This window comes from Ruminococcus sp. AF31-8BH (assembly GCF_003460605.1).
Taxonomy (GTDB): Bacteria; Bacillota; Clostridia; order Lachnospirales; family Lachnospiraceae; genus Blautia_A; species Blautia_A acetigignens.
This window is the reverse complement of sequence record NZ_QTVN01000031.1, coordinates 1-2,069: the sequence shown is the minus strand read 5'-3', so window position 1 is coordinate 2,069 and position 2,069 is coordinate 1. Positions and strand designations below refer to the sequence as shown.

2 protein-coding genes and 1 pseudogene are annotated in these 2,069 nt (G+C 36.9%); all 3 read left to right on the top strand.

The genetic code is table 11. The features are described from left to right. The first annotated feature begins 287 nt into the window (after positions 1-287). The 3 genes and pseudogenes from DWZ38_RS21385 (at position 288) to DWZ38_RS21375 (ending at position 1,981) form a co-directional block, all read left to right on the top strand. On the top strand, positions 288-464 hold the full coding sequence (locus DWZ38_RS21385) for a helix-turn-helix domain-containing protein (protein ID WP_003864535.1): 177 nt from the start codon (positions 288-290) through the stop codon (positions 462-464). A 120-nt stretch (positions 465-584) separates the two neighbouring features. Beyond that, positions 585-1,490, top strand: a pseudogene (locus DWZ38_RS23725) (helix-turn-helix domain-containing protein); the annotation flags it as partial. 92 nt (positions 1,491-1,582) lie between these two features. Then, positions 1,583-1,981 (top strand): phage integrase SAM-like domain-containing protein, encoded by a 399-nt coding sequence (locus DWZ38_RS21375; protein ID WP_243000487.1) that lies wholly within the window; start codon positions 1,583-1,585, stop codon positions 1,979-1,981. Positions 1,982-2,069: the final 88 nt, after the last annotated feature.

The window sequence follows — 2,069 nt, the reverse complement described above, 5'->3', positions numbered from 1 at the left end:
TCAAAAAAAGATAAAGATAAATGATGATACAACTTCAAGTTTGTTGAATTAAAAATGAAATAAAGTTCCAGTAATCATAGAGTGTATGGATTCAATTCCATATGCTCTTTTTCTTTACTTAATTTCATGAAAAATGTAAAAATCTAATGTTACGAGTTGCATTAAAGAAAACTCGTAAGAAAAAAGTAAAAAAATTTGCTTTTGACCACTGTAAAACATGCTCTGAGCGTTTCGTTATATGAAGGGATAATTTTTCTTTCATATTTCAAAGAAAAGAGGATAAAGAAATGTCAGAGAAAAGATGTTATACAGTTCAAGAGTTACAGGAAATCTTAGGAGTCAGCAGACCTACTATTTATAACCTTTTAAAGAAAAAGGAATTCCGGTGGATCCAGTTGGATGGCGGAAAGTATCGCATCTCTAAGAAGAGTTTCGATGACTGGCTCGATAACTTGGAACAGTAAAAAACAGGGTGTTGATCAGGCAGATTTTGTCTGCAATCGACATCCTAAATTTTTATCTGGATTTGAGATATGATATAAGAAAAAACACTAACACTAAAAAAGACAGGAAGTGAAGAATAAATGGCAACAGCAATTATGAAACAAAAAGAAGTTCCGGAAATGGACGATGTTGAAGAGATCATTTCAAAGATATCAGAAGACAGTCCTTACAAACGGCGCCCGACACAAAAGAGAACCTGGATGACCGTGCCGGAAATGGGAAAGCTGCTGGGATTAAAAAAGACAGATCGATACTGGCTGGTGCATAAAAATGTTTTTGAATCTAAAGAGATTGCCGGAAAGATACGAATCAATATTGCCAGCTTTGAAAAATGGTACGCCAATCAGATTAAATACCATAAAGTTACCGGAGAAGAACCAGGGAAAGAATTGAAATCCTGGTCCTATTCCGTTAAGGAAGTTGCGGATCTGTTGGGTGTTGATGAGTATCTTGTTTATGATTTACTCAAGAAAAATCAAATGGAAGCTGTTATTGTCGATTACTGGAAACGAATACCAAAAGAATCTTTTCAGAACTGGTACAAAAGCCAGTCCCGGTATCGAACAAAGGAAGACAGAGAAAAAGACGCTCTTCTGGAAGATGCAACAATTACGATGCCTGAGATGGCACAGCTGCTTGGAACAACCAGAAGCGCAGTATATACAATTCTTGATAATCCAAAGTATAGTCATTTTTTTGAATTCATTGTGATTGCAGAAAAGAAAAGGATCACAAAAGAGAGTTTTCAAAAATTTCTGGAAGGTCAGGATCGGTATAAGCTGGATCCATCGAATGATTATGAAGAACTTGCACAGGAACAAAATATTGCCCTGGCTAATTACCGGCGGAAGAAATTATCACAGACCGGAATACGAGGAAGCAATGGAAATATAAAGTATCTTACTTTTGATGAAGCTTCCTATCTGGCAAAGGTCAGCAGAAGCATGATCAACAAGTGGGCGGATAAAGGAAAGTTCACAGTAATAAAAGTTGGCAATCGAGTTAGGATCCGTCGGGATGAATTTGAGGACTGGATGGAGCAAAGAGAAGAAAAAAAGAAATTGAATATAAAAAAGAGATGGGATCATTTGTCGTCCGTAAATGCAAAACACTGGACGAGCTTATTACAGAATATGTTGCACTTTATGGCAAAGAAAACTGGGCGCTTTCTACATATGAAGGAAATGTCTCTCTTATCAATAACTATATTCTTCCGATCATTGGTGATACGAAACTCTCAGAGATCAATACCCGTTTCATCGAAAGATATTATCAGAGTCTTTTGAAGAGGCGTGCTGTTATCAATCCATTAAATAAAACCAGTCGAAATGAATTTGTATCGTCCAGTACGGTCAGGGATGTTAATAAGCTGCTCAGGAACTGTTTTGAACAGGCAGTGAAATGGGAACTGATGGAGAAGAATCCCTGTACTCATGCGACTGTACCAAAACATAAATCCCAAGCGGCTTTTCTCTGAGCGGGAGAAATATCATGTGTGGATTCAAAAGATGAATAAAAACGATGAAAAACATCCTGAATCGTACAATCCTTACTCATGATTCACC

Coding starts and splice junctions, on each gene's coding strand:
- DWZ38_RS21375 (WP_243000487.1), top strand. CDS start 1,583: ATGGGATCATTTGTCGTCCGTAAATGCAAAACACTGGACGAGCTTATT.
- DWZ38_RS21385 (WP_003864535.1), top strand. CDS start 288: ATGTCAGAGAAAAGATGTTATACAGTTCAAGAGTTACAGGAAATCTTA.